General features: G+C 50.4%; 3 protein-coding genes. All 3 read right to left on the bottom strand.

Annotated features, from left to right (window positions below; translation table 11 throughout):
- Positions 1-134 precede the first annotated feature (134 nt).
- Positions 135-2,423, bottom strand: coding sequence for a type I secretion system permease/ATPase (locus AC2A1E_RS23555; RefSeq protein ID WP_484385767.1), 2,289 nt, complete (start codon positions 2,421-2,423; stop codon positions 135-137).
- A gap of 521 nt (positions 2,424-2,944) precedes the next feature.
- Entirely contained in the window at positions 2,945-3,874 is a 930-nt protein-coding gene (locus tag AC2A1E_RS23550) for an OmpA family protein (protein ID WP_484385766.1), read from the bottom strand.
- Positions 3,875-4,192: 318 nt separating this feature from the next.
- Positions 4,193-7,946, bottom strand: a 3,754-nt coding sequence (locus AC2A1E_RS23545; protein WP_484385765.1) for an Ig-like domain-containing protein, incomplete at its 5' end; no start/stop codon positions are given.

The following is a 7,946-nucleotide window of genomic DNA, read 5'->3' as shown; positions in this document are numbered from 1 at the left end:
AATAAATTCTAAATCGTCGTTTTCAACTTTCCCATTCACTGGGTCATTATTGGCACTTTTAGCTGTGCTGACCTGATTTTTTTTAGCCATACCATTCTGTGATAGGGATACGTTGAGGTCATCCTTCTTCATCTCTATGCTTCCCTTTTCCTTTCGGCGAGCCCTGCTACACCATTATTCGGCTTCACGAGTACAGGGTTCACGGTCTCACTCTGCGCATTCTGTTGGGTTTTCTGCTGACTGCTCGCATTCAACATGGCGATGACCTTATTTTTAGGGCCATCGGCCACTACACGGCCATCATCCAGTACAATCAACCGATCAAAAATATTCAATACGGACATCCGGTGGGTCACAATTACCAACGTCTGCCCTTCTATTGCGCTTTGCAACTGACGGATAAATAGCGTTTCTGTCATTGCATCCATGGAACTGGTGGGTTCATCCATCAGCAGAATTTTAGGCCGCAGTAGCAGGCAGCGCGCCAGAGCAACCAACTGTTTCTGCCCACCGGACAAGGCACTGCCCATTTCACCTACCGGCATGTCGTAACCTAAGGGATGTTTGGCCGCGATACGATCCAAACCGGTCATCTTGGCAACGCGCAGAAACTCTTCGGTACTGACTCCCGGATCGCCAATAGTGACATTAAAGCGCAGGGTACCGTGGAACAGTCGGCAGTCTTGGCCTACATACCCCACCGCAGTTCGCCAATCCGCCGGGTCGACCTGAGTCGCATCAACACCATCGATGGTGAGTTGGCCGCTTAGGGGCTGCATTAAGCGCCCCATTACCCGTAACAACGTCGATTTCCCACTGCCAATACTGCCAATAATGGCAACTCGCTCACCGGCCTGGATGTTGATGTTAACGTTCTCCAAAATGGCAGGGGGAACCATGACGCCCGGTACCGGATAAGCAAAGCCCACTTTTCTCAGTTGCAAATTCCCAGCGAAACTGGGCGTCGGCAAATAGTTAACGTCAGCATCACGCTCAGTCGGTAGGTCCATCAACTGATTCAACGACTTCAACGCCGCTTTGGCATGCTGATAGCGTAAGGCCAGCCCAACTACTGAAGCCAGTGGCCCCAGCGAACGACCCGATAAAATGACCACCCCAATCATTGCCCCCATGGTCAACTCGCCCGCGTGGATCAGATAAACACCGAAGACCACAATGACCACGGTGGTGATCTGCTGCATAAAGCTGACAAAGTTAGACGTCAGAGAAGAGAGATATCGGGTCTTCATGGAGGAAGCCGCCGCCAGGGCGCTGAAATCATCCCAACGCTTTTGCATCACGCCTTCGCCTCGAGCCGCTTTCAACGCCTCAAGCCCTTCGATGGTCTCAATCAACAATCCCTGCTTCTGGGAGATCTCACGAATATTTTCCCCCATATAACGGCTCAGCGGCCATTGGATACACACGCTGACCAGCAGAATAATCGGGATGGCGATCAACGGAACGATGGCCAGCTGTCCGCCGATCAGATAGATGATCAGCATAAACAAAATACAGAAAGGCAGGTCTGACAGCGTCGATAAGGTCGCTGATGTTACAAAATCACGAACAGCTTCAAAGTCGCGCAATTGGTTAGCAAAAGAACCTGTTGACTGCGGCTTGCTCTCCATGCGCATTGCCATAACCTGGCGGAACAATTTGGCCCCCAGAATCAAGTCGGCTTTTTTACCGGCAACATCAATCAGGTAAGTACGCACTTGCCGCGAGGTGAATTCAAATACGATAGCAATCAATACACCGATCGCCAGCGACCATAAGGTGACGTAAGCCTGGGTCGGGATTACACGATCGTAGACGTTCATGGTAAAAAACGTGCTGGCCAGTGTCAGGACGTTCGCCAGTAAAGCAGCCAGCGCGGCGCTATAAAAGTAGTGACGATAACGCCACAATGTGGAGAACAGCCAGTGCCCTTCGCGGTTTTTTTCCGGCAGAATTTCGTTATCTGTGCGCTTATCAAGCCTGGGCTTTGGGTTTGCCAACATGGCGTAACCGCTGTAATTGGCCACCAGTTCGTCTTCTGACATCTGGAGCGCGCCGCCACTTTCTGGCACCACGACCTGATACTTCAGATCGCCACGTTTACCCGTGCGTGAGGTAATCACGCAATAGCTGCCATCGTTGCAAGCCAACACCAAAGGGAAGAGATAGGTGGAAACCTGGGACAGATCTCGTTTTATCCATCCCCCAGAGAGGCCGACCTGATCCAGCATCCGCAACGCCAGTTCCGGTGTCAGCTTTTCGCCACGTGGTAATCCCGCATATAAGACCGCTGTGCTGGCAACTTTATTATGGTATCGACATAACCATTCAACGGCCCACAGCAAGGAATCTTTGCTATTATCTGCCACACTGTCAAAATCGGTAGATTCCAACACCGGCCGGGTAATTACTTTCTCACTCATAGCCATTCTCTAATTTCATAGAGAGCATAAAAATTCCACTTAAATTTTCTATAAAAAAACGCAAACAAGAGCATAAAATTCCGCTAAAAAATAACAGCCCACCCACAGAAAAAGACATGTTAATAACAGGCAAGCACCACGCAACCTGACTATACTGAAAATTAAATAGAGCACTCATAAATTTAAACTCATACATTCCAAAAAATTAACCTAAAGACAGTAGATATCTTTAAGATAGTGTGACTAAAAATCCATAGAAATAAAAATGAGCCACCTTTTTAGCCCATTTCCAACTATACTCTAAATAATTCGAGTTGCAGGAAGACGGCAATGCAGCCCTCAAAAATTTATATAAGTCACTGGCTAGTGGGTGAGCGTTCAAATCTGCCGAAAACAGATTTGAACGCTGCTTGCAGTGGCCCCGTAAGAACGAGGCCCACCGATAGGTTGAATAACAAAGCCAATGAACATACAACATGAAATATGGCGGGTATACACCTTATGCCGTGTTTCGAGTTTCGTTATCTGACGACGATATCGACGCGTCGGCTATTGATATTGCAACCGGCTGTCTGGCCGGCCACACATCCTTCAGCACTTTGTGCGACGCCCATTCCTTCAGTCACTCCGATAATGGAAGAGTCAACCCCGCCTCGAATCAATTCGTTACGTACGGTCTGGGCTCTGGCATCAGAGAGACGCTGATTAGACTCTCTCTGACCAATCGCATCCGTGTAGCCGTGCAGTTGAATCTCTGTAGCACTGTGTCCCTGCTTGATAAAATCAATCACATTCCGCAGTTTGGCTTGAGACTCAGGTAAAATTGCCCTGGCATCGCTTTTGCCAAACTGGAACAAGACGCTTTCTTGGATCAACGTGACACCGCTGCCATTAACGTATTCGCACGGCTTCACCTGTGAAGCACGATTGATGATGCGAGTGTGCGCACGCATTGATGCCAGCTCACTTTCTGCCACCGCACGCTCTACCAATACCGGCTTAGTCCCTTGCAAGCCAGGGTTAGCCAGCAGGAAGTAAGTCACACCAGCTTGCATACCCAACTGATGAGTCGGACTTTGTTTACCTTGATACCTAGGCTGATCGTTGATGTAAGATTCAATCGTATGTGTGCCTGGTGCGACACAGAACACGCTGAACTCACCTGGCAGTAACGCTGATTGCAATTCACGATCCACATACACAGTTGCAGGCAGTTCACCTTGCGGATAGTAAAACACCACTTGTGCCAGCTCTGGAGCTACATTCGCAACCGGCCTATAGTTGCCAGAGGAGTCACGAACACTGTTAGTAGATGAACCAGAGACAAGTAACCTATCTGTCACTGAACTTACGTATTCCTGTTGCGCCATGGCGGTAAAAGAAAACAACCCGAACGCCAAGGCAATCAATGAAATATTTACTGACTTAACCCTGTTATGAACAAATTCCATTATTAAATCGCTCCCAAATCGTAACATTCACCCATTGAGGTGATATCGCTAAAAATTCCATTCCATACCCCCTAACATCAACAAATGGCAGGAGATCTTCATACACCACAACCCTCACCTTAAATAAGACTCTAGGGGTTTACTTAATTAACACCAACCTAGAAGCCCACTGGATTAGCGGTATAAAATTCAAACCTCAGCGAGATCAGGCAGAATAATCTGTTTTTCTATAACAGCCTCTACAGATCATTAACTGACATGAAACCCTGAATACAGTGCCCGATTCACGGGCACTGTAGGGTTATTGCATGACTATTATTACAGAATCACATGAATGGTATTCTCAACGAACAGCTCACCGGTTTGGCCCATATTACTGTAGACGTTGTAAGTAATACCGCCCTGTGAGGTCTGACCTTGATGAAGCCACCTTTGTGAAGCCTCATTGCCAGAGTTCAATTCAACTTGGCCATTGTCCCCGGTAATTTGCAATTGCATCTTGCTGTCATTCAACATCAGGTCTCGTTCTCCCGTTGCGATCAAGTCACTGAAACGTAACGCGAGGGTATTATTACCGTTACCCATGTCGAAGTGTTCAAACCCTTGGACTTTAGCCCCCATGGTAGCCAGGTTAAGGTACAAGCTTTGACCATCGAGTTTGAGGGTATCCGTACCCAATCCGCCATCGACCCGGACAAAATCAGTGCTTACGATAGAAATGACATCATTGCCAGCGCCACCGTATACCACATCCCCCGTGCCTACATTGCTGATCTGGTCATTACCGTGCGATGCTGCAACACGATCCACCACATTGGTACGCAAAACATGTGTGTCATTATCTATGGTGCTCATATGCGTCAGATTCTCTTTACTGCCATAGAAGATCTCATATCCGCCGGCGTTAAAAGCCAAGGAATCATCCCCCCATGACGGTATAGCGATATCCTGCAAACCATCACCATCCCAGTCACCCATACCAACGTTGGTGCCCATATAATCCTGGGTGACTTTACCCACCCACTTCTCGGCCTGACCAGCGGAAACCAATGCATCGAGATCCGTATTAGCCGCAAAACCACCACCGGCACGCCCGTAGACCAAGTAAACAGCACCGTTGTCCGTCTTGCCGTTGATATCAGCATTCGGGGCCGTGATCAGGAAATCATCGTAGCCGTCCCCGTTGTAATCACCTGTACCTCTGGCCCCCGTACCTAATAGGGCATTGGTTCCGGTGCCTGATGCCTGCAGAACAAAACCGTTGCTACCATTCAGGTTGCTGAGGTTGAAGTCACTCCACCCTCCGGTCTTACCATAAATGACATAAGCACGTCCTGGTGCCAGGCCATCATAAGCCTCGTCTCCCCACAAAGGTGAACCGATGATAAAGTCATCAACACCATCACCGTTGATATCACCCAGAGTAGAAACACTATTACCTGACCCAAAATAACTATAACCGTGAGCATCGGTAGATAGGTCACGCACGATATCACCGAGGTTTTCACCGTATTCAGTGCCACCAATCCGGATGCCATACTTCTGATACTGCGTCCAGAAATCCGTGGTTTGTGTATAGGTCTTAGCAGCACCATACCCAGCAGTGGTTCCCCAAACCAGGTAAGCATAACTGTTCGCTCCACCGGCTAGATTCGTATCAGGGTGCGTAATGACGAAGTCATCGAGACCGTCACCATTGACATCACCAACCAAGCGGACGTGGTCGCCAAAGCTGTTTGCACTATTGGAGTAGAAGGTACTGTATTTGTTGCTGGCCAATTGACCAATATAAGCACCATTGCCAAACTCCCACAGTGTCCCATCACTCATCTGCTCCAGGTTGTTCCAGGTACCTGCTGCCCCCTGCTTGCCATAGAGGGTATACACCATGTTCTGGCCTGAGTCGGAAATGATCAAATCACCATAACCATCGCCATTGAAGTCACCACCGGTGCTACCGTCAGCAAACCACGAATAGTTACCATGCAGGTAGAAACCATCCTTAGTTGCAGTCGTTGCCATACTGTTCAGTGAGATGGTGCTTGTCCCCGTCTCGCGACCAAAAATCACATAAGCGCCGTCCTGGTGGTGTGAGGCAACAACCAAGTCATCATAACCATCGCCGTTGAAATCCCCCAAGCTCATGATATTCAAGCCTGATTTACCGATAGCCCCAGTTACGCCAACGTTATCAAAACGAATGCCCTGGCTAGCGTTCATCTTATCTATGTCGTTCAGCGTCGGAATGCCCAGCACCGATCCATAAACCAGATAGACATTAGAGTTACCTGCTCCTGCAAGACCATTCGATTGAGTATGTGGTGCTGAAACAATAAAGTCTTCAATACCATCACCGTTAAAGTCACCAGCACTCGTTATTTCCCAACCCAGTCCATCCTGCTGCTGGCCGCTCTTACCTATCGTCGGAGTAGAGTTATCTATCACCAGACGGGCACTGGCATTATCGTCAAGCAGGCCAGCATTGGTTTGCACACCCGCTTCACTCAACAACACCACTTTCAGATTGTAAGTACCGTTTTTAAACTGCGGTAATGCCTGGATGAAACTTATCGAGTTCCCTACAGGACCACTAGGGATAATGTCTTTAGTAAATAAGGTATCACCTGCACTATATTTACCATCGTTATTAACATCGTCGAACAATACCGAATACATCTTCCCGGCAGCTATGTCCGCGAGCTCTTTCGTCCCCAGCCCAGTCACTTTCACTTCGACAGCCACAACACTGGTACTCGTAATATTATCTGTCGAGCTGACGCCGTTATCACTTATCGACATCAAGTCCAGCGTGAGTTTACCGATACTTGGAGGTGTAGTATCAATCGTAACGATCTGTTGATAGACACTACCCACCAGACCTGATGAACTGGATACCCGGACCATATAGGTATGATTACCATTAGTCAGTACACGCCCATCAACATAGCTCCAGGTACCCCCCGCAGAGACATTCACACTTGACCAGTTCACCCCTCCATCCACAGATATTTGTGCTGTTTGACCTGCGCTTAATGGCGCATCCAGCGTTCCAAAGACCGTCAGTGTGGTATCCGAGGTAATAAAGTCAGATGCCGACAAGCCGGTATCATCACTGATACCTGAAATCACCATTTTCTGGCTCGGAGCCACCGACTCTACCGTAAACGCCCAGTTGCTGCTGGTGCTGACGTTGCCTGCCGGATCCTTGGCGGAAGCACTCAGGCTGTGTGCGCCCTGGCCCAGGTCGGTCTCTGGCGTAAAGCGCCAGTTGCCGCTGCCGTCCGCCGTGACGCTGCCCAGCACCGTGCTGCCGTCGCTCACCGTCACCACGCTGCCAGCCTTCGCCGTGCCGTTCAGCGTTGGACGCAGATCGTCCGTCACGCCGTTCTGCACGATGTTGCCCTGCACGCTGCCTACGTCATCCGTCAGGCTGCCCAGTTGCACCTGACCCGGCACCACATCTACCGTGACCGCCAGATGTTCCCCTTCGGCACTGGTGTTACCCGCCGTGTCGGTGACCGTGGTGGTAAAGTCATGCTCACCGTTGGTCAGCGGGGTGCTTGGCGTAAAGCGCCAGTTACCATCGCCATCCACCGTGGTGCTGCCGATCGCCTTGCCGTTGTCCAGCACGGTGACCACGCTGCCCGCTTCCGCCTTGCCGCTGAAGCTTGGCGTGCTGTCGTCGGTCGTGCCACCCGCCGTCAGTGGGCCCTGCACGTTGCCCGCATCATCCGTCACCACCAGATCCGTTACCGCTGCCGGTGGCAAGGTGTCAACCACGATACCGAAGTCACCGGTAGTCGGACTGACCTGGCCGATGCTGTCCATCACCGAGGCCGTCAGGTTGTGATTACCCTCACCCAGTGGGGTGCTTGGGGTAAAGCTCCATGCGCCGTTGGTATCAGCAGTCGTGCTGCCGATCGCCGTGCCGTTGTCGTACACCGTCACGGTGCCGCCCGGCAACGCCGTCCCTTTCAGGGTCGGGGTGCTGTCGTTGGTGACATCGCCTTTCTGCAGCGCACCGGTATGCGGGGCCACATCGTCTTCCACCGAACCAATCACCGGCGCCGCA

The sequence above is a fragment of the Serratia sp. HNCC26DJ206 genome, assembly GCF_057180605.1.
Note: the sequence above shows the minus strand (reverse complement) of the source record. Positions and strands in the feature narration are given on the sequence as shown.